The sequence below is a fragment of the Glutamicibacter sp. V16R2B1 genome (assembly GCF_005774635.1).
In the GTDB taxonomy this organism is placed as follows: domain Bacteria; phylum Actinomycetota; class Actinomycetes; order Actinomycetales; family Micrococcaceae; genus Glutamicibacter; species Glutamicibacter creatinolyticus.
This window is the reverse complement of sequence record NZ_VATX01000001.1, coordinates 31932-55365: the sequence shown is the minus strand read 5'-3', so window position 1 is coordinate 55365 and position 23434 is coordinate 31932. Positions and strand designations below refer to the sequence as shown.

Annotated in this window: 22 protein-coding genes and 1 other RNA gene; 6 read left to right on the top strand and 17 right to left on the bottom strand. The window is 66.8% G+C overall.

Going from position 1 to position 23434, the window contains the following annotated elements; genetic code table 11:
- Nucleotides 1–236: 236 nt before the first annotated feature.
- Nucleotides 237–3995 carry a multifunctional oxoglutarate decarboxylase/oxoglutarate dehydrogenase thiamine pyrophosphate-binding subunit/dihydrolipoyllysine-residue succinyltransferase subunit gene (locus FDN03_RS00245; RefSeq protein ID WP_138172970.1) on the top strand — a complete coding sequence of 1253 codons (3759 nt, stop codon included), beginning with the start codon at nucleotides 237–239 and terminating at the stop codon, nucleotides 3993–3995.
- Between the two features lie 176 nt (nucleotides 3996–4171).
- Entirely contained in the window at nucleotides 4172–4777 is a 606-nt protein-coding gene (locus FDN03_RS00240) for a GDSL-type esterase/lipase family protein (protein ID WP_138172968.1), read from the top strand.
- A gap of 633 nt (nucleotides 4778–5410) precedes the next feature.
- Here the strand turns inward: FDN03_RS00240 and rsrA are convergent.
- Nucleotides 5411–5671: a mycothiol system anti-sigma-R factor gene (rsrA, locus tag FDN03_RS00235; RefSeq protein WP_054821692.1), complete on the bottom strand. Its 261-nt coding sequence runs from the start codon at nucleotides 5669–5671 to the stop codon at nucleotides 5411–5413.
- Nucleotides 5672–5673: 2 nt separating this feature from the next.
- Nucleotides 5674–6318, bottom strand: coding sequence for a sigma-70 family RNA polymerase sigma factor (locus FDN03_RS00230; protein ID WP_249354135.1), 645 nt, complete (start codon nucleotides 6316–6318; stop codon nucleotides 5674–5676).
- A 216-nt stretch (nucleotides 6319–6534) separates the two neighbouring features.
- On the opposite strand from FDN03_RS00230, the gene aroA reads away from it, so the two are divergent.
- Genes aroA through FDN03_RS00210 form a run of 4 tightly spaced genes read left to right on the top strand, consistent with a single transcriptional unit; the run spans nucleotide 6535 to nucleotide 10479 of the window.
- A complete protein-coding gene (gene aroA, locus FDN03_RS00225; protein ID WP_246049785.1) occupies nucleotides 6535–7944 on the top strand; it encodes a 3-phosphoshikimate 1-carboxyvinyltransferase in 1410 nt (469 codons plus the stop codon).
- Complete coding sequence (locus FDN03_RS00220; protein WP_138172964.1) at nucleotides 7941–9035, top strand: ribosome small subunit-dependent GTPase A; 1095 nt, start codon at nucleotides 7941–7943, stop codon at nucleotides 9033–9035. Before aroA ends, FDN03_RS00220 begins: the two co-directional genes overlap by 4 nt.
- A gap of 12 nt (nucleotides 9036–9047) precedes the next feature.
- Nucleotides 9048–9836, top strand: coding sequence for an inositol monophosphatase family protein (locus tag FDN03_RS00215; protein WP_138172962.1), 789 nt, complete (start codon nucleotides 9048–9050; stop codon nucleotides 9834–9836).
- 1 nt (nucleotide 9837) lies between these two features.
- Entirely contained in the window at nucleotides 9838–10479 is a 642-nt protein-coding gene (locus FDN03_RS00210) for a metal-dependent transcriptional regulator (protein ID WP_138172960.1), read from the top strand.
- A 132-nt stretch (nucleotides 10480–10611) separates the two neighbouring features.
- Here FDN03_RS00210 and FDN03_RS00205 read toward each other — a convergent pair whose 3' ends face one another.
- The 15 genes from FDN03_RS00205 to FDN03_RS00140 all read right to left on the bottom strand — a co-directional run bounded on the left by FDN03_RS00205 (nucleotide 10612) and on the right by FDN03_RS00140 (nucleotide 23434).
- Nucleotides 10612–11088, bottom strand: coding sequence for a DUF2568 domain-containing protein (locus FDN03_RS00205; protein WP_138172958.1), 477 nt, complete (start codon nucleotides 11086–11088; stop codon nucleotides 10612–10614).
- Nucleotides 11089–11224: 136 nt separating this feature from the next.
- Nucleotides 11225–11719, bottom strand: coding sequence for a hypothetical protein (locus FDN03_RS00200; protein ID WP_138172956.1), 495 nt, complete (start codon nucleotides 11717–11719; stop codon nucleotides 11225–11227).
- Between the two features lie 100 nt (nucleotides 11720–11819).
- Nucleotides 11820–12189, bottom strand: a transfer-messenger RNA (tmRNA) gene (gene ssrA, locus FDN03_RS00195).
- 118 nt (nucleotides 12190–12307) lie between these two features.
- Nucleotides 12308–12787, bottom strand: coding sequence for an SsrA-binding protein SmpB (gene smpB / locus FDN03_RS00190; protein WP_054821108.1), 480 nt, complete (start codon nucleotides 12785–12787; stop codon nucleotides 12308–12310).
- Between the two features lie 54 nt (nucleotides 12788–12841).
- Nucleotides 12842–14206 carry a M23 family metallopeptidase gene (locus tag FDN03_RS00185; protein WP_246049784.1) on the bottom strand — a complete coding sequence of 455 codons (1365 nt, stop codon included), beginning with the start codon at nucleotides 14204–14206 and terminating at the stop codon, nucleotides 12842–12844.
- A gap of 135 nt (nucleotides 14207–14341) precedes the next feature.
- Nucleotides 14342–15256 (bottom strand): permease-like cell division protein FtsX, encoded by a 915-nt coding sequence (ftsX, locus tag FDN03_RS00180; protein ID WP_054821112.1) that lies wholly within the window; start codon nucleotides 15254–15256, stop codon nucleotides 14342–14344.
- The gene (gene ftsE, locus FDN03_RS00175; protein ID WP_138172952.1) at nucleotides 15253–16068 is read right to left on the bottom strand and encodes a cell division ATP-binding protein FtsE; all 816 of its coding nucleotides are present in this window, start codon (nucleotides 16066–16068) and stop codon (nucleotides 15253–15255) included. Before ftsE ends, ftsX begins: the two co-directional genes overlap by 4 nt.
- A gap of 270 nt (nucleotides 16069–16338) precedes the next feature.
- Entirely contained in the window at nucleotides 16339–16968 is a 630-nt protein-coding gene (locus FDN03_RS00170; RefSeq protein ID WP_138172950.1) for a CoA transferase subunit B, read from the bottom strand.
- Between the two features lie 15 nt (nucleotides 16969–16983).
- On the bottom strand, nucleotides 16984–17751 hold the full coding sequence (locus FDN03_RS00165; RefSeq protein WP_138172948.1) for a CoA transferase subunit A: 768 nt from the start codon (nucleotides 17749–17751) through the stop codon (nucleotides 16984–16986).
- Between the two features lie 166 nt (nucleotides 17752–17917).
- Nucleotides 17918–18049, bottom strand: coding sequence for a putative transporter small subunit (locus FDN03_RS16560; protein WP_212743845.1), 132 nt, complete (start codon nucleotides 18047–18049; stop codon nucleotides 17918–17920).
- Entirely contained in the window at nucleotides 18050–19804 is a 1755-nt protein-coding gene (locus tag FDN03_RS00160; protein WP_138172946.1) for a sodium:solute symporter family protein, read from the bottom strand.
- A 1027-nt stretch (nucleotides 19805–20831) separates the two neighbouring features.
- Nucleotides 20832–21947 carry a peptide chain release factor 2 gene (gene prfB / locus FDN03_RS00155; RefSeq protein ID WP_138172944.1) on the bottom strand — a complete coding sequence of 372 codons (1116 nt, stop codon included), beginning with the start codon at nucleotides 21945–21947 and terminating at the stop codon, nucleotides 20832–20834.
- 69 nt (nucleotides 21948–22016) lie between these two features.
- Complete coding sequence (locus FDN03_RS00150; protein ID WP_171021073.1) at nucleotides 22017–22529, bottom strand: hypothetical protein; 513 nt, start codon at nucleotides 22527–22529, stop codon at nucleotides 22017–22019.
- Nucleotides 22513–23025: a hypothetical protein gene (locus FDN03_RS00145; protein ID WP_138172940.1), complete on the bottom strand. Its 513-nt coding sequence runs from the start codon at nucleotides 23023–23025 to the stop codon at nucleotides 22513–22515. Before FDN03_RS00145 ends, FDN03_RS00150 begins: the two co-directional genes overlap by 17 nt.
- Nucleotides 23018–23434, bottom strand: a complete 417-nt coding sequence (locus tag FDN03_RS00140; RefSeq protein ID WP_138172938.1) for a TadE family protein — start codon at nucleotides 23432–23434, stop codon at nucleotides 23018–23020. The genes FDN03_RS00145 and FDN03_RS00140 overlap by 8 nt, the downstream gene beginning before the upstream one ends.

Below are 23434 nucleotides of genomic sequence, written 5' to 3'. Positions count from 1 at the left end.
TAACTTCGCATCACCGGCAGATGAAAAAGATGAACGGCACAAATCCCCCGGTGAGCGGGAGATATGTGAGCATCCGATCCTGTGATCCGTGCCGCGTCTTAGCCAACTGGCGCAAAATGTCACTAGACTGTTGGGAGGTCTAGAAATCTTGTGTGCACGGTGGCCACTCATAGCGTCCTCGGGCCACCGCCCGCCCAAGCTAGAACAGCGTAGAAAATCAGGGAGAGGCGTTGCACGTGCCAGAGCAAGCACACCATCGGCTAACGGAAGAGTTCGGTGGAAACGAGTGGCTAGTAGACGAGCTGTACCAGCAGTACCTCGTCGACAAGAACTCGGTCGATAAGAAATGGTGGGACATCTTCGAGTCCCTCACCGCAGACGAGGAAGAACCGGCGAAGAAGCCGGCTGCGGAAGCCAAGCCGGCCCAGCCCGCCGCGAAGCCGCAGAGCGCCCCGGCCAAGACCCAGGGTGCCCCGCGCGCGGCCGCTGCCGCCCGCTCCAGCGAGCCGGCGGCGGAGAAGCCGCAGGCCGCCAAGCCGGAGCCGAGCAAGCAGAACGCCGCGCCGAAAACCGCCCCGATCCCGGCGCAGGCCCCCAAACCCCAGACTTCGAACCAGTCCTATGGCGAGGAGAAGCGCACCGTGCTGCGCGGGCCGATGAAGGCCATCGCCAACAACATGGACGCCAGCCTCACCGTGCCGACCGCCACCACCGTGCGCGCCGTGCCGGCGAAGCTGATGATCGACAACCGCGTGGTCATCAACAACCACCTCAAGCGCACCCGCGGCGGGAAGATCTCCTTCACCCACCTGATCGGCTTCGCCGTGGTGCGGGCGCTGAAGCAGTTCCCGTCGATGAACGTGACCTACGACGTGGTGGACAAGAAGCCCACCGCCGTGCAGCCGGCCCACGTGAACTTCGGCATCGCCATCGACATGCCCAAGCCCGACGGCACCCGCATGCTGGCCGTGCCGAACATCAAGGCCGCCGAGACCCTGAGCTTCAACGAGTTCTGGGCCACCTATGAGGACCTGATCAAGCGCGCGCGGGGCAACAAGCTCACCGCGGACGACTACGCCGGCACCACCGTGTCGCTGACCAACCCCGGCGGCATCGGCACCGTGCACTCGGTGCCGCGCCTGTCCAAGGGCCAGGCCGCGATCATCGGCGTCGGCGCCCTGGAGTACCCGGCCGAGTACCGCGGCGCGGCGGAGAAGACCGTCGCCGCCCTGGGCATCGGCAAGCACATCACCCTGACCTCGACCTACGACCACCGCGTCATCCAGGGCGCCGGTTCTGGCGAATTCCTGAAGCTGGTCGAGTCGCTGCTGCTGGGTGAGCAGGACTTCTACGACGAGATCTTCGAGCAGCTGCGCATCCCGTACGAGCCGGTGCGCTGGGCCGTGGACAACCAGGTCGACATCGACCTGCAGGTCAACAAGGTCGCCCGGATCCAGCAGCTGATCCACTCCTACCGCGTGCGCGGGCACCTGATGGCGGACATCAACCCGCTGGAGTACGTGCAGCGCAAGCACCCGGACCTGGACATCAAGACCTACGGGCTGACCCTGTGGGACCTGGACCGCGAATGGGTCACCGGCGGGCTGGGCGGCAAGGACCGGATGCTGCTGCGCGACATCCTCGGGGTGCTGCGCGACGCCTACTGCCGCACCACCGGCATCGAGTACATGCACCTGCAGGAGCCGGTGGAGCGCGACTGGTTCCAGTCCAAGCTGGAGCGCCCGTACCGCAAGCCCAGCGCCGAGGAGCAGAAGCGGATCCTGTCCAAGCTCAACGCCGCCGAGGCGTTTGAGACCTTCCTGCAGACCAAGTTCGTCGGGCAGAAGCGCTTCAGCCTGGAAGGCGGCGAGTCGCTGATTCCGCTGCTGGATGCGATCATCTCCGACGCCGCCGACGAGCACCTGAGCGAGGTGGGCATCGGCATGGCCCACCGCGGCCGGCTGAACGTGCTGACCAACATCGCCGGCAAGACCTACGCACAGGTCTTCCGCGAGTTCGAGGGCACCGCCACCCCGGGGTCCGTGCAGGGTTCGGGCGACGTGAAGTACCACCTGGGCACCGAGGGCTCCTACACCTCGGATGCCGGCAACGAGACCAAGGTCTACCTGGCGGCGAACCCCTCGCACCTGGAGGCCGTGGACCCGGTGCTGGAGGGCATCGTGCGCGCCAAGCTGGACCGCCTGGGCTCGCGCAGCGAAGTGCTGCCGATCCTGGTGCACGGCGACGCCGCGTTCGCCGGGCAGGGTGTGGTCTCCGAGGTCCTGGCCATGAGCCAGCTGCCGGGCTACCGCACCGGCGGCACGATCCACGTGATCGTGAACAACCAGATCGGCTTCACCACCGCCCCGAGCTCCTCGCGCTCCTCGGAGTACTCCACCGACGTGGCCCGCGCCGTGCAGGCCCCGGTCTTCCACGTCAACGGGGATGACCCGGAGGACGTGGTGCGCGTGGGCCAGCTGGCCTTCGAGTACCGCCAGAAGTTCAACAAGGACGTCGTGATCGACCTGGTGTGCTACCGCCGCCGCGGGCACAACGAGGGCGATGACCCGTCGATGACCCAGCCGATGATGTACAACCTGATCGAGGCCAAGCGCTCGACCCGCAAGCTGTACACCGAGGCGCTGGTCGGCCGCGGCGACATCACCCAGGAGGAGGCCGACAACGCGTTGGCCGAGTACCGCGAGTCGCTGGAGCGGATCTTCTCCGAGACCCACGCCGCGCAGACCTCCCCGATCCCGATCGTCACCCCGGGTTCGACCATCAACGACCTGGAGAAGCCGTTCGCCCAGGCCGAGGATGAGCTGACCCGCGACGGGGCCCGCCCCAGCGCGATCTCCGCGCAGACCGTGGCCGCCATCGGCAAGGCGCACCTGGCGATCCCCGAGGGCTTCAACGTGCACAACAAGCTGCGTTCCCTGCTGGAGCGCCGCGAGAAGATGAGCCGCGAGGGCGGCATCGACTGGGGCTTCGCCGAGCTGCTGGCCCTGGGCTCGCTCTCCATGGAGGGTGTGCCGGTGCGCCTGGCCGGCCAGGACTCGCGCCGCGGCACCTTCGTGCAGCGCCACTCGATGTTCCACGACCGGATCAACGACGAGGAATGGTACCCGCTGAACCACCTCAGCGAGGACCAGGCCCCGATCTGGATCTACGATTCGCTGCTCAGCGAATACGCGGCCCTGGGCTTCGAGTACGGCTACTCGGTGGAGCGCCCGGACGCGCTGGTGATGTGGGAGGCGCAGTTCGGCGACTTCGTCAACGGCGCCCAGACGGTGATCGACGAGTTCATCTCCTCGGCCGAGCAGAAGTGGTCGCAGTCCTCCTCCCTGGTGATGCTGCTGCCGCACGGCTACGAAGGCCAGGGCCCGGACCACTCCTCCGCCCGCATCGAGCGCTTCCTGCAGCTGTGCGCGGAGAACAACATGGTCGTGGCCCAGCCCTCCACCGGCGCCAACCACTTCCACCTGCTGCGCCGCCAGGCCTACGCCCGTCCGCGCAAGCCGCTGATCGTGTTCACCCCGAAGCAGCTGCTGCGCCTGAAGGCGGCGGCCACCTCGGTGGAGGACTTCACCACCGGCGGCTTCCGCGAGGTCATCGGGGACAGCTCGATCTCCGATAACAACGCGGTGGACAAGGTGCTGCTGGTCTCCGGCCGGCTGTACTACGACCTGCTGGCCACCCGCACCAAGGCCAAGGACGAGAAGACCGCGATCATCCGCGTGGAGCAGCTCTACCCGGCCCCGACCGAGCAGATCGCCGCGGAACTGGCCAAGTACCCGAACGCGAAGGTCAGCTGGGTGCAGGACGAGCCGGCCAACCAGGGCCCGTGGCCGTTCTTCGGCCTGTACGTGGCCCCGAGCCTGGAGCAGAAGGTCACCCTGGTCTCCCGCCCGGCGTCGGCCGCCACCAGCGCCGGCACCTCCAAGCGGCACGAGGCCGAGCAGGCCGTGCTGCTGCAGCAGGCGTTCGCCCGCTAAACCGGCCCTGACCGGCGCATAGTGCCGGCACCTTCGGGCACCGCTCCCCCGCAATGGGTCGCGGTGCCCGGCAGGTGCCGGCACCATCACGTTAAACACCTCCCCAATTGCCCGGGTTCACGCCGCGTTCACTGCTAAGGTGGGGAACTAGGTATCGGCACACGAAAGGTCCCCCGTTGGAGTTACGCACCATCCGCATCACCGCAATCGGAGACGAACTGCTGGCCGGACATGGTGACCCCCGGGCCCTGGGGTGGTTTGGCCGGGTCCTGGCGCGCACCCAGGATCCCGCGCTGCGCCTGCAGTCCTTTGTGCTGGCTGCCCCGGCCGAAGGGTCCGAGGCGCTGGCCGAACGCTGGCTGGGCGAGGCGACCCGGCGCTTTGGCGACCGGGTCGAGAACCGGCTGGTGATCGCCCTGTCCGACCGGGACGTTGACCTTGAGGTCTCCACCGCCCGCAGCCGGCTGAACCTGGCCAACATCCTGGACTCCGCCAGCCAGATGTCGATCAAGGCGCTGCTGGTGGGTCCCGCCCCCGGGCTGGACGACGCCCGCAACGAACGGGTCGCCGAACTGAACCGCGTCTACTCGGATGTGGCCCTGCGGCGCAACCACCACTACATCGACACGTTCACCCCGCTGCGCGCCCACACCCAGTGGCGCGCGGACCTCACCGCCAACGGCGGGGTGCCCGGACAGGCCGGCTACGGGCTGATGGCGTGGCTGGTGCTGCACCGCGGCTGGTACAACTGGATGGAGCTTCCCGAGCCAAGCGAAGGCTAAGCCGCCCGCCCGGGATCCGGCCGTGCATCTCTTGGCGCGCTTGGTCACACCCCATGCTTGGCCACATCCCCGCGCCGCGCAGCACGGCGCTGTGCCCCGCTGCCACGACGCGCGTGTGGCACGCCACAAACGACAAAGCCCTCCCGCATGTGAAACAATGGTGGCCGGACCACCGCCTACTGGCGGCGGTATCGCAATCCCTATCTAAGGAGGCACTATGTCGAAGCGCGCACGTAAGCGTAAGGACCGCCGTAAGCGTTCAGCAAACCACGGCAAGCGCCCCAACGCATAAGCTGATATGGATGATCCCCGCAGCGCACCAGATTCTTCCGGTGCCCTGCGGGGATTTCTTTATCCTCGACCTGCCCCTGCATCCGCCGTCCCGCCCGCTCTTCGCCCGACGGCGTTCTCCGCCTGGCCCGAGGCGGCAAACCCCGGCAGGTCAAACTCCGCCCGGGTGATGCGCGTTATCTCCGCCCCGCATAGCACCAGCCGCCGACACCGGTGTGCCGGCCGATCGGCCGGAGTGCTGATGTCGACGGCTGGGTGCGTCGTGGTGGTAGGCACCGGGCAAACCGGTGGGTACCGAACCGTATGCAGTTGTGGTGTTCCCGTGGGGGCGCAAGGCCGCGGCTAGTGCCCGGATTCGACCCGGATCTGCGAGATGCGCACCATGATCTTTTCCTTCAGCTGGCTCGGGGCGTGCTCCTGGCAGCTGCGGCGCACCACCGATCGGATGATGCACTCCAGGTCGTACTGCTCGGTGCATTCCGGGCAGTGCTCCAGGTGCCGCTTGACCTCTTTGATGTCCTCCAGGGTCAGCGCGCCATCGAGATAGTTGTAGATGCGCACCAGCCGGGAATCGGCACAGTCGCCCAGTGAATAGCAATCCATTTCTACTTCTCCGCTCCCTTGGCCTTGGAGTGGGATACCGCCGCGGGCATTCCCCGATCCTTGGCGTAGTCAGCCAACAACTCGCGCAAGTTCTTCCGTCCCCGATGCAATCTTGACATCACCGTGCCGATGGGCACCCCGAGGATCTCGGCGGCTTCCTTGTAGCTGAAGCCCTCCACGTCCACGAAGTAGACGGCCAGGCGGAAATCCTCGCCGATCGCCTGCAGCGCGGCCTTCACATCGGAATCCGGCAGCCGGTCCAGCGCCTCGACCTCCGCCGAACGCAGCCCCGTGGGCGTGTGGTCCGCGGCCTGGGCCATCTGCCAGTCCTCGACGGTGTCCGTGCTGGTGCGCTGGGGTTCGCGCTGGCGCTTGCGGTACAGGTTGATGTACGTGTTGGTCAGAATCCGGTAGAGCCACGCCTTGAGGTTGGTTCCCGGTTTGTACTGGTGGAACGCGGAGAACGCCTTCGTGTAGGCCTCCTGCACCAGGTCCTCGGCGTCCGCCGGGTTGCGCGCCATGCGCAGGGCCGCCGAATACAACTGGTCGACGTATTGCATCGCGTCGCGCTCAAAACGCTCGCGGCGCTGCTCGTCGGTTTCCTGAGCGGGATCGGGCACGCCGGAACCCAAAGTATTTTCCGTCATCATCGCCCAGTCTACGCGCTCACCGGCCGGTCGGGGCAGGACCGCGACGGCCGAGGGGGCACTTGCAGTTGTTCCCATGGTTCCTTCCAGTCTCGTCACACTCATTCCAACACCCGCCCAGACCGGATAATTCCCGGTGCCCACGGTAGGATTCTGCTAGGGCCTGTCACCTGGGGACCGGGCCTGGAAACCAAGCGAAGGAAGTGCGAAGAACACGTGCCGGCTCATGTCAGCGACCACCCGATGTGGGACGCCCCGTCCGTAACCGAACCGATCAACGCGACCGTGCTGGTGCCCGCCTCCAAGTCCCTGACCAACCGCTATCTGGTGCTCGCCGCCCTGGCCGACGGGCCGTGCACGATCCACAACACGCTGATCAGCCGCGACAGCGAGCTGATGCTGGACGCGCTGGCCGCCCTGGGGGTGGGTGTTGAGCGCACGGTGCAGGATGACCGGTCCACCACGGTGCGCCTGACCCCGCCCGCCGCCGCCGGCCCGCGCCAGGGGATCGTGCACATTGACTGCGGGCTGGCCGGCACCGTGATGCGCTTCGTGCCGGCGTTGGCCGCCGCGCTGGGTGTCAGTGCCCACTTCGACGGGGATGCCGGGGCCCGGGTGCGTCCCATGCGACCGGTGCTCGATGCCCTGGCCGAGCTCGGCGCGCGCATCGAGTACGCGGGACAGCCCGGCTTCCTGCCGTTCACCGTGCACCCGCAGCAGCTGGGGCAACGCCCCGAGGTGCGCATCGACGCGTCGGGGTCCAGCCAGTTCATCTCCGCGATGCTGCTGGCCGGCCCGGCACTGCCCGGCGGGCTGCGTCTGCGGGCCGCCGACGGGGCCGTCGCCAGCCCCGAGCACATCCAGATGACCGTGCAGAGCATGAACGAGCTGGGCGCAACGGTCAGCACCGACCCCGACGCTCGCGGCTGGCAGGTGGCCGAAGGCAGGCTGCCGGCCTTCAGCGTCAGCGTCGAACCGGACCTGTCCAACGCCGGCCCGTTCCTGGCCGCCGCACTGGCCACCGCCGGCACCGTGCGCATCCCGCACTGGCCGCGGCACACCACCCAGATCGGCGGACGCTGGCGGCAGATCCTGCCGGCCATGGGCGCCCGGGTGGAGTTGGGCGCGGATGCGGTGCTCACGGTGCGCGGCACCGGCACCATCGGTGGGATCGACTACGCCGACGCCGCCGAGCTGACCCCCACGCTGGCCGCGCTGTGCACGCTGGCCGACTCCCCCAGCCGGCTGACCGGGATCGGGCACCTGCGGGGGCATGAAACCGACCGGCTCGCCGCCCTGGAACGAGAACTCACCCGGGTGGGCGCCACCGTGCAGGCCACCGAGGACACGTTGCGCATCATCCCGCCCGCCACGCGCCGCGCCGCCGACATGCTCAGCTACGAGGATCACCGGATGGCGACCGCCGCCGCCCTGATCGGGCTGGTGACCCCCGGCACGAGGGTGGAGAACATCGCGACCACCGCCAAGACCATGCCGGACTTCGCACGGATGTGGGAGGCGATGGCCGCGACCGCCGGTACCGCTGACACACCGGCCGCTGGGGCGCCGTCCAGTCACACCGCTGCGGGCGGGTCGGCGGACGCCGCGGCAGGAGGCCGCGCATGAGCCGCTATCAGGACTGGGACGAATCCGATGTGCGGGTGCGCCCGAACAAGCGCGGCTCCCGGCCACGGACCAAGGACCGTCCGGCGCACGAACGGGCGAAGATCGGGCGGGTCATCACCGTGGACCGCGGGCGCTACACCGTCATCCTGGAGGAGGACACCGCCGGGGAACGGGTCGTGGTCGCCGCCCGCGCCCGCGAGCTGCGCCGCCAGGCGATCGTGCCCGGGGACATGGTGGCGCTGGTCGGGGACACCAGCGGCAAGCCGGACACCCTGGCCCGGCTGGTGCGCATCGAGGAGCGCAGCACCCTGCTGCGCCGCAGCGCGGATGACACCGACGCCACCGAGCGGGTGGTGGTCGCCAACGTCGACCAGCTGGTGATCGTGGTGGCCGCGGCGAACCCCGAACCGCGCACCGGGTTCGTGGACCGGGCCCTGGTGGCCGCCTATGATGCGGGCATCACCCCGATCCTGTGCGTGACCAAGGCCGATGTGGCCGACCCGGCCGGGTTCCTGGCCTACTACGACGGACTGGATTTGCCGGTGGTGATTTCCCGGACCACCGCCGAGGCCGACGGGATCGATTCGCAGGCCGCCGACGGCTCCAGCGCCCGGCTGGACCCCGAGGCGCTGGCCACGCTGCGCACCATGCTCGCCGGGAAGGTCTCGGTTGTGCTGGGGCACTCCGGGGTCGGCAAGTCCACCCTGGTCAACGCGCTGACCGGCGCCCAGCGCGCCACCGGGCACGTGAACGCGGTGACAGGGCGGGGCCGGCACACCTCCTCCAACGCGCTGGCGCTGCGCCTGCCTGACGCGCCGGGCAGCTGGCTGATCGACACCCCCGGCATCCGCTCGTTCGGCCTGGGCCTGGTCGACCCGGAGCACGTGCTGGCCGCCTTCGAGGAGCTGAGCCAGATCGCCACCCGGTGCCCGCGCGGCTGCGACCACATGGCCCAGACCCCCGGCTGCGCCCTGCAGGCCTGGGCGTACTCCCCCGACGCCCCGGCCTCGGCCGCCGCCCGGCTCGAATCCTACCGCCGGCTGGTCACCACCGGGGAAACCACCCACGAAAAGGAGCTCGGTGCCCAGTAGCACCACCACGCCATGAACTACACCCTGGATGAGGACCTGTCCTTCGCCCTCGCGCTGGCCGACAAGGTCGACGCGCTGACCCTGGCGCGCTACCACTCCAACGACCTGAAGGTGGAAACGAAGCCGGACATGACCCCGGTCTCCGACGCCGACCGCGGCGCCGAACGGCTGATCCTGGCCGAGCTGGCCGCCCAGCGTCCCGGGGATGCGGTGCACGGGGAGGAATTTGGCGTGCACGGCTCCTCGGCCCGGCGTTGGGTGATCGACCCGATCGACGGGACGAAGAACTTTGTGCGCAAGGTCCCGGTGTGGGCCACGCTGATCGCCCTGCTGATCGACGATGAGCCGGTGCTGGGAGTGGTTTCGGCCCCGGCGCTGGGCCGGCGCTGGCACGCCGCGCATGGGCTGGGCGCCTGGGTGAGCGAGCCGGGCCTGCCCGAGCCGCGCCGCCTGGCCGTCTCCCGGGTCTCCAGCCTCGCCGACGCCTCGGTGTCCTACGCCTCGCTGGATGGCTGGCGTGAACTGGGCCGCCGCGAAAAGCTGATGGAACTATTCGACGCCGCCTGGCGCACCCGCGCCTACGGGGACTTCTACAGCTACATGCTGCTGGCCGAGGGCGGGGTGGACGCCGCGTTCGAGCCGGAACTGGAGCTGTACGACATGGCCGCCCTGGTCCCGGTGGTGCGTGAAGCCGGCGGACGCTTCACCTCGATCACCGGGGTGGAGGGCTGCGGCGGCGGCAACGCGCTGGCCACCAACGGCCTGCTGCACGATCAGATCCTGCCCTACCTGCGCGGCTGACGTGCCCCATTCTTCCAATCCGGGCCGGCTGACCACCAGCGAGGAGGACTACCTCAAGGCGCTCTACGCGCTGTCCGAATGGGATTCGCACCCGATCGGCACCGGTGAGCTGGCCGACCAGCTGGGCCTGTCCCCCGCCTCGGTGACCGCCATGGTGCGCAAGCTCGCGGCGAAGCACCTGGTGGATTTTGTCCCGCGCGGGGCGATCAGTCTCAGCCAGTCCGGGCGGGCGGCCGCGCTGAACGTGGTGCGCCGCCACCGGCTGCTGGAGACCTTCCTGAGCCGCGAACTGGGCTACGGATGGGATGAGGTGCACGATGAGGCCGAACGCCTGGAGCACACGGTCTCCGAACGCTTCATCAACGCCCTGGACGAGCGGCTGGGCTTTCCGCGCAGCGATCCCCACGGGGACGCGATCCCCGACGCCCACGGCGAGCACAGGCCCAGCCAGGCGACGCGCCTGGACCACTTCAGCGGCACCGAAGCGCTGATCGTGCGCATCAGCGACGAGGACCCGCACTTCCTGCGCCGCTGCCAGCAGCAGGGCCTGGTGCCCGGGGCGCGCATCGGCCTGCCGCATCGGCTGGATCCGATCGAAGCCTCCATGGTGTGGGTGCGCGCGCCCCGATCCGAGCAGGCGTGAGCCGCCGCGTCAGGCAAACACCGGCCCCCGGCGGTCGCGCACCTGCCGGCGGCAAACCCCCGGCACGGGCGATGGCCAAAAAATTTATGGTGTAGCGTCAGCGGCGCCAGTGCGACAGCACGGGCGGGGCGTTTACCGGGCGGCGCGTCGCCCGCGCGGCCGCTCGCGCAGTTCCTCGGCCTGCACCGGGGCGGGACCCCCGGGCAACGGCCGCGGGTGCGGCACGACGCGCCCGCGCGTGCTCAGCACCAGTACGATGCTCACCGCGCTCAACCCGAGCATGATCGCCGGCCAGAACAGGTACTGGGTGGCGCCGGTATGGGCGATGCTCAGCCACAGGGCGTAGCTGCCGATGAGGTAGGCCAGGTGGATGAGCATGACCCGGGTGCGCAGCCGCCAGCGGACCTTGGCCTTCGGCGAGAGCGCCAGCGCCCAGACGGCCAGCAGCGGAATCACCACCACGAGGATGGCAAGCACCGGCGGCCAGGGCAGGAAAGTCATGGCGGTAAAGCCGGCGGCAACCAGCAGTCCGACTTCGAGGATAAAGGACACCGTCGCATACGCCGCTGAAATACCAGGTGACACCCGCGAGGTCTTGCCAATACCCATCGCTCTTAATCCCACTCCACTTCGGCACTTATTACGTTTCTTCGCTCGTCCAACAGTCTATGTCCTTCGCGCCGGGTGCCGCGACTTGGACGCCTCGCCTCATGCCCGCCAGAGCCGGCGGAACGCCGTGCCTCCGCTAGCGCTCGGCCGTGTAGCTTTGGCTCCCGTCACTGGTGGAAACCGTGACCTGGTGCAGGCTTGCGTCGACCTGACGGACGCTTTGCAGAACCTCGGTGGCGATTTTCTTCAGCTGCTCGCGGTCCTCGGCCTCCTGGCTGCTGACCAGCAACTCCAGGTGGCCTTCCTCGGGGGCGAACCAGGCCTGCACCTGACGGTAGGGTGCGTTGAGCTGGGAGACTTCGGTGACACCATAATTGCCCAGCCACTGCCGGATCTTCTCCTCAGCCCAGCGTCCGCGCTGCGCGCTGGTCATGGCCGGCGCGGTGCTCTCCACGAGGGCACCTTCAGCCGGGCCGGTGGCCGGCACCGGATCGGAGGGGGCCTCGGTGCTGTGGGCACCGGCCGCACGCTGGATCACTTCCACCCCGCCGATGGCCAGCGCACCGGCGCCAATGATCGCAATCCCCAAGAACAGCAGCATCAGCAGTACCGAACCGCCAGCCTTTTTCATGTGCCCCTCCTTATGAACCCCCCAATCATCATAGACCGTCCCCGGCTTTTCGGCTGGAGGGCATGACAAAGCCCCGGATCCTGGTGGATCCGGGGCTTGCATGTGGAGATGGGGAGAATTGAACTCCCGTCCGCTGTGGTGTTGCCAGGTCTTCTCCGGGCGCAGTTTGCTGTGGATTTTCTCTGCCCCAGCCATCACGCAAACAAGTGGCTGGTCCGGGCACAGTTGCCTAAATTATGCGATCAACGCCGGCAACGTTCATTGATCGCAGTGGCTATCTAAATGACGTTAGTAACAGGGGCGATAGCATCCCCTGGCTAACGGACTGTCTGGCTGCTTAGGCAGCGAGAGCGAAGTCAGTGCGCTTAGATTCGGCACTTATTTGGTTGCAAAGAGCGTTAACGAGATAACTTTGCGTCCTCGGCCCGCTTCATCTGTCGCGACTCACACCGTCGAAACCGATCATCCCCGTATTTTGTTGTCAACCTTTGATCTCTCAAAGCCAACGACATCTTCCGATGCCCACCTTTTCGGTGCTAATCCATACTAGCGCAGCCCCGGCCAAAGCCCAAGGGGCTGAGAGCCGAATCACGCCGAGCGCCGGTTGCGCTCACGCATCGCCCGCAACGCGTCGCGGTTATCCTGCTTTTCGCGCAACGTCTGGCGCTTGTCGTACTCGCGCTTACCGCGGGCCACACCGATTTCGAGCTTTGCCCGGCCCTCCTTGAAGTACAGGCTCAGCGGGACCACGGTCAGCCCCGTTTCGGCGATCCTGCGTTCGATCTTGCTCAGCTCCTGCCGGTGCAGCAGCAGCTTGCGCCGGCGACGGGCCGCATGGTTCGTCCACGACCCGTTGAGGTACTCGGGGATGTAGATGTTCTCAATGAACAGCTCCCCCCGGTAGAACTGGCCAAACCCGTCAACCAGCGAGGCCTTGCCTTCCCGCAGGGATTTGACCTCGGTTCCGGTCAGCACCATGCCGGCCTCATAGGTATCGAGGATTTCATAGTCATGCCGCGCCTTGCGGTTGCTGGCGATGACCTTGCTTTCCTGGTTCTTCTTAGCCATGGCACTCCTTGTCTTGCACGTACGAAGAATCGCACACAGGGACCAAGTCTAGCGTTAGAGAAGTCCCAATGGGTTCACGGCCTGCCCGTTGATCACGGTTTCGAAGTGCATGTGGCACCCGGTGGAGTTGCCGGTGGTCCCCACGTAGCCGATCAGCTGGCCCTGCTTGACGTGTTGCCCGGCACGGGCCACCACCTGCGACATGTGGTGATAGTTCGTGGCCAACGCCTTGCCCTTGACCACGCCGTGGGAAATGGTCACCTTGTTGCCGGAGCTGCCGCCCCAGCCGGCCATCCACACTTCGCCGTCGGCTGCGGCATGCACCGGTGCTCCGCACTGTCCGCCGAAGCCCCAGTCCACGCCCGCGTGTACGTAGCCGCCGCGTCCGCCGTAGTCGATGGTGCCCGCGGGGGTAGGCCGCCAGCCGAAGCTGGAGGTGATCCGGCCACTGGAGACCGGCTTTACCAGACCCCAGCTGCTGGGCTCCGACACGGTCTTGGGGGCCGGAGCCACGTACTTGGGCTTCTTGTAGCTGGCCTTGCGGCCCTCGGCCTTGGCCTGGCGCTTGGCCGCCTCTTCCTTGGCGCGCTGCTCGGCCTCCCACTTCGCCTTGGCTTCGGCCTGGCGCTTGCGCTCGGCTTCTTCCTGACGCTTCTTGCGTTCGGCCGCTTCACGGATCAGACGCTCCTGGCGTTCCTTGATCTGCGCGTTCACGGCCGCGTATTCCTGCTCCTGCTTCTGCAGTTTGGCCTGAATCCGCGGCTTTTCGGCCTCCAGCTTGCTGCTTAGCGCCTCGGTGCTGGCGATCAGCTGGTCCAGTTCGCTCTTGCGCTGTTCGGCCTCATCGCGCGCGGATTCCTCCTGGGCCAGGGCACTTTCGGCCTCAGCCTTCAGGCCCTGGATCTGCTGTTCGACCGCAGCCAGGCGCACCTTGTTGTTCTCGTCGGTGGCCTGCTGCTGCGCCAGGTCGTTGTAGACGCTGTTCTGCGACTCCAGCGCCTTGCTGGCCAGGGTGATGCCGTCGGCGATCTCGGTCGCGGACTCGATGTTCAGGATCATGTCCAGGCCATCGGACATGCCGCCACGCTTGTAGGCCTCCGAGGCGATCTGCGAGATCGTGGACTCGGTTTCCTTCAGCTTGGCCGAATTCTTCTCGATCTCCGCGGCCAGTTCATCGCGGGTCTGCTGTGCGGCAATCAACCGGTCATTCAGGTCCGCCACCGCGGCCTGGGCGTTGGCGACGCGGCTGCGGGCGTCGGCCAGGGCCTGCTCGGCGCCGGGCAACTGACCCTGCTGTTCACGCAGTTTGCGATCGGTCTCCACAATGTCGGCATCCAGAACTTCCATGTCCTCCTGAATGGAGTCAATGTTCTGCTCGACCTGCTTCTTGCGGTCATCCAGTTCGTCTGCCCCTGCCAATGTGGCCGGAACCAGCATCGTCAGCGCCAGAGCGCCACCGACAGTCGCGCGGAGAAACTTACTTCGCACCGCGTGAGACAGCATAGTGCTCCTTAATGAGATTTCTAGTTCCGGTGAAGATCGGCAAAGAATTGGCTAAACCTTCAGGTAGCGCTTCAACGTTACCACTGAAGAAATTGTTGCCAAAATGATACCGATTAGCAAGAGTCCGGGCGCAATCAGCAGAACTTCGTTCGTCGAGATGAACGCGACCCCGAGGTTATCATTGGCCAGTTTCTCCTCCACGAGGAACTTCACCAGCAGCCAGAGCGTGCCCGATGCCAGCAGGCTGCCAATGACCGCCGCGATCACCCCCTCGATGATGAACGGAAGCTGAATCGAGGTCTTGGAGGCGCCAACCAGACGCATGATCGTGGTTTCCAGCCGCCGGTGCATGGCCGAGAGCTGGATCGTGGTGCCGGTCAGCAGCACCGCACAGACGATCATCACCCCGGCCACCACGGCGGCGGACGCCGAGGCCACGCGCACCAACTGGAAGACCTTCTCCAGCAGCTCTCGTTGGTCGATCACCGATTCAACGCCGGGGATGGTGGAGAACGTCTCATTGATGACCGGGTACTTCTCCGGGTCATTCAGTGCGATGCGGAAGGACTCGGGCAGCTGGCCTTCCTGGACCTGGTTCAGCAGCGGCGAATTCTCGAACTGCTCCTGGAAGTGCTTGTAGGCCTCGGACTTCGACTCGTAGGCGAACTCCTTGATGTACGGGGACAGCTCGTCGCTCTTGAGCAGCTCTTCGATATGCGAGCGCTGCTCGTCGGTGACCTGCTCACCGGCGCAGTTCAGCTCCTGGGAGTTGTCGTCGCACAGGAAGACCGCAACCTCCATGCGGTCATACCAGTAGCCCTTCATCTGGTTGATCTGCAGCTGCAGCAGCACCGAGGCGCCCACGAAGGTCAGCGACACGAAGGTCACCAGCACCACCGAGACGACCATGACGATGTTCTGCTTGAGGCTCTTTCCCGCCTCGCGGAGGATGAATCCTGGCCTCACTGCTCTCCATCTTTCGTTTCGCTCGAATCCTGTGCCGGCGCATCCTGGCCCGTTTCCTTCGCGGCAACGTCCTCGGAGGTGCCAAAGTGCAGCTCGCGCGAGCCGTCCTGCTTGATCACGGTGGTCATCGGCATGTAGCTGCCGCTGGTTTCATCGCGGATGATCTTGCCCTTGCTCAGCTCGATCACGCGGCGCTTGTAGTCGCTGACCAGCTCGTGGGCGTGGGTGGCCATCAGCACCGTGGTGCCGTTCTGGTTGATCCGGTCCAGCACGTTCATCACATCGAGGCTGTTCTTCCGGTCCAGGTTGCCGGTCGGTTCGTCGGCCAGCAGGATCGAGGGCTTGTTCACGATGGCGCGGGCGATACCCACGCGCTGCTGCTCGCCGCCGGACAGCTCGGTGGGCTTGCGACGGGCCTTGTCCTCCAGGCCCACCAGCTTCAGCGCCTCGGGCACCCGTTCACGGATCTGGGCGCGCGGCGCGCCAATGACCTCCAGCGCGAAGGCCACATTGTCAAAAACACTGCGTTCGCGCAGCAGCCGGAAGTCCTGGAACACGAATCCGATATCGCGCCGGAGCTTGGGCACACGCCAGCTGGGGATCCGGTTCAGGTTCTGTCCGGCGACGTAGACCGCGCCCTCGGTTGAACGCTTTTCGCGCAGGATCAGGCTCAGAAATGTGGACTTGCCGGAACCGGACTCACCGACAAGGAACGCGAACTCGCCTCGGTTAATCTCGATGTTCACATCGCGCAAAGCCGCATTTTGCTGCTTCGGTTCATAGATCATCGAGACATTTTCGAATTTAATCATGTCTTCAATCGCTTGCTAACGTCGGGCGCGACGCAGGCCCCGGGTCCCCACCCACCGACGGCACAGAATGCGTCATTTAATTGAAACCCTATCGGCGTACGCGGCCCTCTCCCCGAATTTGGGCGCGTGTTGCCGGTTTCTTGGCCGTTACACAGCCTACGACATGAGCGGCGTTAATGCGGTTCCCCGCGCCGTGAACCGGCGCGGTGCGGGGCCGGGCCGACCCGGTGTGGCTAAGCCGTCGCCAGGGTCCGAACCCCGGGCTGGGCGCTAGGCGACCAGCGGCGCCTCGGTGCGTTCGCGCACTTCGTCGCGGCTGACGCCCTCGGCCAGTTCGAGCACCGCAAGACCGTTTGGGGTGATGTCGAAAACCCCCAGATCGGTGATGACCCGCTGCACCACCCCGAGCCCGGTGATCGGCAGGCTGCACTGGTTGACCAGCTTGGCGCTGCCGTCGCGGGCGTTGTGCTCCATCAGCACGATGACGCGTTGGGCGCCGTGCACCAGGTCCATCGCCCCGCCCATGCCCTTGACCATCTTGCCCGGAATCATCCAGTTCGCCAGGTCCCCGGCCCCCGAAACCTGCATGGCCCCGAGGATCGCCACGTCGATCTTCCCGCCGCGGATCATTGCGAAGCTCATCGCCGAATGGAAGAAGCTGGCCCCGGGCAGCACGGTGACGGTCTCCTTGCCGGCGTTGATCAGGTCCGGGTCCACTTCCTCCTCGGTGGGATACGGCCCCACCCCCAGGATTCCGTTCTCCGACTGCAGCACCACGTCCACGTCGTCGGGCAGGTAGTTGGGCACCAGCGTTGGCATCCCGATGCCCAGGTTCACGTACGCCCCGTCGGGCAACTCCCGGGCGGCGCGGGCCGCCATCTGCTCACGAGTCCATGCCATGTTCACCACGACCTTTCACTTGGCGCGGGTGGTGCGCCGCTCGATGGGCTTCAGGTGCTGCTCGCCGACCTTCACGATCCGGTGGACGAACACGCCGGGCAGGTGCACCTGGGCCGGGTCCAGTTCACCGGGCTGCACGAGCCGTTCGACCTGGGCCACGCAGATCCGCCCGGCCATCGCCGCCGGCACGGAGAACTGCTGGGCGGCCTTGTTGAAGATCAGGTTGCCGTGGGTGTCCCCCAGCGCGGCGTGCACCAGGGCAAAGTCGGTGACGATGGAGGGTTCCAGCACGTATTGCTCCTCGCGTCCGGCAAAGTCGATGGTGCGCACTTCCTTCGGCTGGCTGGCCTTGAGCACCGCGCCGTGCGCGTCGTAGCGCTGGGGCAGCCCGCCGTCGGCCACCAGGGTTCCGACCCCGGTGCGGGTGAAGAACGCCGGGATGCCCGCGCCTCCGGCCCGCAGCTTCTCGGCCAGTGTGCCCTGCGGGGTGAGTTCCACCTCCAGCTCCCCGCTGAGGAACTGGCGTTCAAACTCCTTGTTCTCCCCCACATAGCTGGCGGTGATCTTGCGGATGCGGTGGGCCGCGAGCAGCACGCCCAGCCCCTGCCCGTCCACGCCGCAGTTGTTGGAGACCACGTGCAGGTCCTCGACCCCCGAATCCAGCACCGCGTTGATCAGTTCGGTGGGGTTGCCGGACAGCCCGAAGCCGCCCACGGCAATGGAGGCGCCGTTGCGCACATCGGCCACGGCGACTTCCGGATTGGCAAGGCTCTTGTCGAGCATGGTCTCAGAGCTCCTCGGCTGGCGGCCCGGACACGCTATGGCCCGGATCACTTGGGCTAACTGCTTAGGCTCATCGTATGACTGCCCCGGGCAGAAAGAAACCCCCGGCCTCGCCCTAGAGGCGAAACCGGGGGTCGGCTGTGCTGCGCCGGGCCGCGGCGGACGGTTAAATCAGGTCTTCGCCGTTGCGGCGCGCCTCCAGCCATTCGGCGATAAACCCGCGGGCGATGAAGAACATCACCGCGCCCACGATCACCGGCCAGACCAGCACGTACAGGGATAGTGCGAGGGTACCCATCTAGTTCTCCTTCGTGTTCGTGGTTGCGGTCTCACCCGCGGCGGATGGGGAGGCCGCCGGGGCGGCCCCCTTGGCGCTGTGCGCCAGGCGCGCCTTCTTGGCCTCGGCCGCCATCTCCGCCTCCGCATCGAAGTCGCCGGTGCGTTCGGCGATGAGCGAGAAGTCGAAGTCCATCTTGGAGCGGAAGGACATCAGGTAGCACACGATGGTGCTCACCGAGTAGGCCACCAGCGAGGCGCTGAGGGTGGTGTAGTCGCGCAGGAAGCCGAAGCAGAACGGCGCGGCCACCACCGCGGAGGCGATGCCGACGATCTTTGCGGCCCGGATCCCGAAGAAGCCGAAGCACATCAGCCCCAGCACCACCCCGATGCCCAGCACCGCAAGCAGTTCCACCAGCAGCCCGGTGAACCCGTTGATCGGGATGAGTTCGAAGCGCACCGGGATGAACACGGCCAGGGCGACCAGCACCGCGGTGGTGAACGCCTTGTTGGTGACCTTGCCCCAGTAGAAGCTGGCCAGCACCGGGAACACCAGGGCGCCCCACAGCGCGCCAACGAAGACCAGCAGGTCCAGGATGTTCAGCTGCAGGCTGGCGAAGATGACCGCCAGCGCGGTGGCGGCAACCATCGTGATCCGCCCCACCAGCAGCATGGTCTTCGGGTTGGCCTTCGCCTTGCCGGCCACGTTCTGGCCGTACACGTCGGCCATCATGATCGAGGACAGTGCGGCCAGATCCGAGTCGGCGGTTGAGGAGAGCGCGCCGATGATCATGATGAAGAACACCGCCAGCAGCACGCCGGGCAGGTAGCTCGCCGCCATTTCCGGGATCAGGTTGTTCATGTCCCCGCCGGTGGGTTCGAAGCCCAGGTACAGGGCCAGCACACCGAGCATGCCCACGCCGATGACCATCGCACCGTAGCCGACGGTGGCGGTGATGAAAGTGGGCTTGATCAGGTCCTCACGCACCGCGAAGAGTCGCTGGGCGATGGTCTGGTTGCCGATCGCGTAGGCCAGCACCGCGGCAATGTACGGCGCGCCCTGGTTCAGGAACGCCTCGGAGGAGAAGAAGTTGGACTGCTCGGCGCTCAGGTTCGCCGCACCGGTTTCAAAGGCCGCCGGGAAGTCCGCGGCGAAGAAGATGAACGGCACCAGCACCGCCACCGCCCCGAGCATCGCCATGACCTGCACGAAGTCGGTGAGCACCGAGGCCCGGAAACCGGACCACAGCGTGTACAGCAACACCCCGGCGGCCACGCACAGCACGCCCTGGATGAAGTTGAACGGTGAGAGCATCGAAATCAGCACGCCGCCGGCGATGAAGTTCGACATCAGGCTGATCAGCGAGCCGATGACGTTGGAACCGGCCAGCATCAGCTGGCTGGATCGGCCGTGGCGGGCATACATGACCTCGGCCAGGGTGTGGGCCCGCGGCGCGACCTTGCGAATCCGCTTGCCGAAGGGGTAGATGAACAGAATCATCAACGCACCCCACAAGCCGTAGTGGATGGGGCCGGAGATTCCGTAGGTGTAGCCCGAGGTCGCCGAGGCATACATCGACGACGCCCAAATCCAGGTCGCGGTCATGCTGGCCGCGGAAATTCCGAATCCGATCTTGTTGCCGGCGGTCATGTAGCCGTCGGCGTTTTCTTCTTTTTTCCCGATTCGGGTGGAAATCAAGAACGTCCCGCCGTAGAAGAACAGCAGGAGCAATACAACAACAACGGCGCTGAACTGCACCATTTCGGGATGATCCATGCGCCACCTCCTCAATAGACGATGATGAGAAACGGTGCCGGCCGTAAGACCTCACAATGCCGGCACATGGTCCTGCACGTCTGGTCCCGCGGGGCGTTTGCCGCGGGAAATAGTCCTAGCTGACGCGCACAAGCCCTGGGCCCATCAACCACTTCCCCTCTGCCAGTTTTCGTTCGGTGCTCATTCGTTGCGTTCATCCCGGGTATGGGAAGGCCAGGGGTACCCGTGACAGGGGTGCCCCTCGGCTGGTTCAGTCGCGCTTAGGTGGCGATACGACTCGCGCCGCCGGGCTTCTGCCGGCTCGCGGTCCCGGTGTGCTCCGGGCCCTGGTCGTCTTCCGGTGCCGTTTGCCATGCGGCAAGACCTTGTCGATGTGCAAGGCGGCAGCGGTGTGCAGTGCTGTGCCGGGTGCGGACCTGGTGGCCAGGGCACTGCGGCATGGGGAACGATCCTGATTCCCGATCGTTGTTACTTCCCCGTAATCCGATGGTGACGTCCATCTCTGCTGATAGATCTTAGCATGATCGCGAATATATGCGACTTGGGATCGTGGTGTGCGTCTCCTGGGCCTACCCCGCGCACGTGCCGGCCAGGGCGTCGACGGGCCGCAGACCGCACGATCACCGACGGGGTGACCGGCGGGGTCTGGAACCGGTGGGCAGGAGTTCGCCGCCTGCCGCAGCCACGGGCGATGGGTGGGGCGGCAGCCGTGGAGCGAGTGACAAACGCCCGAATTTTCGGGAAAAAATCGAGGTCCGGCCCTTCCCCGGCGCGCCATCCAACACTGGGTTCCTGGCCATCCCACCAACCCGGGCCGCCGTGGTTCGCGTCTTTCCATCCGTGGCGCGGATCGGGTCCAGGCGTTGTTCTGGCACAGTGGATCGGACCCCGAATCTCAACGTGCCGCCGTCCACGGGGAACGGGCGAACGCATAAATATACCCCCGCAGGCGCTGCCTGCGGGGGTCGGGCCCGCCGCTGCCGCATGCGGCGGGAACGTGCCGGGTTGGTGTGGCGGGTACCCGCCGCTAGTTCGCCGAGTGGCGCTGACCGGCGCGCCAGCGGATACCTGCGTCGATGAAGTCGTCGATTTCGCCGTCGAGCACGGCCTGGGTGTTGCCCACCTCGTGCTCGGTGCGCAGGTCCTTGACCATCTGATAGGGGTTGAGCACGTAGGAGCGCATCTGATCGCCCCAGGACGCCTTCACATCGCCCGCCAGTTCCTTCTTCTTCGCGTCCTCCTGCTCCTTCTTCAGCAGCAGCAGCCGGGACTGCAGCACGCGCAATGCGGCGGCACGGTTTTGGATCTGCGACTTCTCGTTCTGCATCGACACGACGATGCCGGTGGGCAGGTGGGTCATGCGCACCGCGGAGTCGGTGGTGTTCACGCTCTGCCCGCCCGGACCCGAGGAACGGAAGACATCGACCTTGATCTCGGATTCGGGGATCTCGATGCTGTCGGTGGACTCGATCAGCGGCACCACTTCCACCGCGGCGAAGGAGGTCTGGCGCCGGCCCTGGTTGTCGAACGGGGAAATGCGCACCAGGCGGTGGGTGCCGGCCTCGACCGAGAGGGTGCCAAAGGCGTAGGGCTCGTCGATTTCAAAGGTCGCGGACTTCAGCCCGGCCTCTTCGGCGTAGGAGGTGTCCATGATGCGCGCACTGTAGCCGCGCTTCTCCGCCCAGCGGGTGTACATGCGCAGCAGCATCTCGGCGAAATCCGCCGCGTCCACGCCGCCGGCACCGGCGCGGATGGTGATGACCGCGCCGCGGGAGTCGAATTCGCCGTTGAGCAGCGTGACCACTTCCAGTTCGGCCAGGGAGGCGCGGATCGCCTCCAGCTCCCGGTCCGCCTCCTGCAGGGTGTCCGCGTCGTCCTCCATTTCGGCCAACTCCACCAGCACCTCCAGGTCATCGATCCGGGTGTGCAGTTTCTGCAGCCGCTCCAGCTCGGACTGGCGGTGCGAGAGCCGGGAGGTGACCTTCTGCGCCACGGCCGGGTCGTCCCACAGGTCCGGGGCGCCGGCTTCCTCAGACAGCTGGGCGATGTCCGCCTTGATTTGCTCGACGTCGCTGACCGCCTCGATGGACCGGAAAGTGGAACGAAGCGCGCGCAGTTCAGCAGAAAAGTCTGTTTTAGCCATGATTTAACTAGCCTACGTCATCACGCCCGGCGCCGGAGTCGCTCGGCGCCTGCGCCAACGCACCGGTTTTCAGCGGCTGAGCACGGTGCGGGCGGTGGCGTCCACGTGGATGGGGATCCCGGCCGGCACCAGCCAGCCGACGATCGGCGGGGTCACCCGGGCGGTCAGCTGCACGGTGGCCCCCTGCCCGTCGGGCAGGATGCCGACCTCGCCCACCCCCAGGTCGTCGAAGCGGCCGTGGGCCTGGGTATCGGCCAGGTAGCGGCGCACCGCCTGGGACACCTGCTGCTCGTTGAGCCGGATCTCGGGTTTGGGGCCCTCGCCGACGAGCTCGAATTCGTCGACCGCGGCAATGACCGCCCCGTCCGCGGCGGCCAGCAGCTGGCGGGCCTTGAGGTTCACGGCGCTGGCCGCCAGCACGATGCTGATGGTCAACAGCGTGATCGCCACCAGCCCGATGACCAGCACCAGGCTTTGGCCCGAATCCTCGGCGCCCAGGCGACGGGCCAGTGCCCGCACCGTCCCGGGCCGTCGGGCGGGGGTTGCCGATAGGGAGGGGCCGCGGCTACCCAAAGCGGTCAACTCGCTGGGTCGCGGCCGAGTCGACCGTCAGCACCGAGGCGGTGAAGCCCTCGGGCAGCAGCGGCAGCGGAACACGCACCGTGACGCTGACGCTGACCGTGCTGCCAGGTTCCAGGCAGGCCGGGCTGCAGCTGATCGTCGTCTGGGCCTGTTGCGCCGGGATCCCGAAGTCGCGCAGCGTGCGGCCCACCACGTCGTGGGCGTACGCCTCGGCCGCGGAGGCCTCGGTACTGGCGGCGAAGACCTTGGCCGCGTGGTCGGCGGAGCCCACCGCGGCGTAGCTGGCCGCCTGAATCTGCCCGGCGGCCAGCACCAGGTAGATCATCGGGATCAGCACCAGCGTGCTGGTGAAGATGAATTCGACGATGGAACTGCCCCGGTCATCGGCCAGCGGGGCTGGAAGCGCTATCCGCCGCCGCGCAACCGGTCGGGCTGCGCGGCGGCCGCGGCGGCTATACGGGCGGCGGCAGGCCGGCTCGGCGAGCGCCCTAGCCATAGCGCACCGCCTGGCCGCTGACTTCCAGTTGCCAGCCGTTGGGCAGCAGCCCGATCAGCGGCACCCGGGTGCGCACCGTGATCTCCACCAGCTCGTGGTCCCCGACCATGCTGGTGGAGGCGCTGATGTCCTGGGCGAAACCGGGGTTCAGGCTCTGGCTGATGAGCATCGCCGTGCGCTGGCGCCCGTCCTCGACGCTGCGGTTGGCCAGCGCCCCGTAGCGGGCCCCGTTGGTGGCCGCGTCGATCAGGGTGTTGCGCACGTGCAGCGCCAGGGCCAGTTGCACGATGCTCAGCCCCACCACGATCAGCAGGGTCGCGACCATGACGAATTCGGCCACCGCCGAGCCACGCTGGGCGGTGGCCGAACTCGCTGGGCGGGCCCTGGCCGGATTGTGGTAGGTGGACAT